Genomic DNA, 482 nt, shown 5'->3' with positions numbered 1-482 from the left:
GCGCACGGCAGCAGCGCGCGGCGCATCAGCATCGCCGGCTGGACGCCCGATGATCCGTCGTTCCGGGCGCGCGCCTATCACCATGCCATCGCGATCGAGCCGCTGCGCGGCGCCGCGCCCGTGCCGGTGCTGACCGCCCTCGCCGAGGCGCTGCGGCCGGGCGGCCACGTGATGCTGACGGAACTGGTCGCCGACCTGCCGCTGCCGATCGATGATCGGGCGGCCTCGGTCTGGGCGAAGCGCGAGGGGCGGGCCACGCTCGACCTGCCCAGTGAGCGTGACATTACCCGCGCGCTCGGCCGCCTCGGCTTCGACGTGCGGGTGACCGAGGATCTGACCGCCCGCCATGTCCATCTGGCGCTGCTGGCCTGGCGGGTGCTGGTCCGCACCCTGGCGCGCGACCGGCCGAGTGCCGCGCACGCCGCCTGGATCATGCACGAGGCGGAGCTGTGGCTGCACCGCGTCGCCCTGTTGCGCGCCGG

The 482-nt window shown here is 74.9% G+C and carries 1 protein-coding gene; it reads left to right on the top strand.

The features are described 5' to 3' along the window. Positions 1 to 482 (top strand): class I SAM-dependent methyltransferase (locus B8460_RS21925; protein ID WP_048861843.1); only part of this gene is annotated, 482 nt, incomplete at both ends.

It is taken from the genome of Acidisphaera rubrifaciens HS-AP3 (assembly GCF_000964365.1).
Lineage (GTDB): Bacteria > Pseudomonadota > Alphaproteobacteria > Acetobacterales > Acetobacteraceae > Acidisphaera > Acidisphaera rubrifaciens.
The sequence above is the reverse complement of the archived record's forward strand: the minus strand, read 5'-3'. Positions and strand labels throughout refer to the sequence as shown.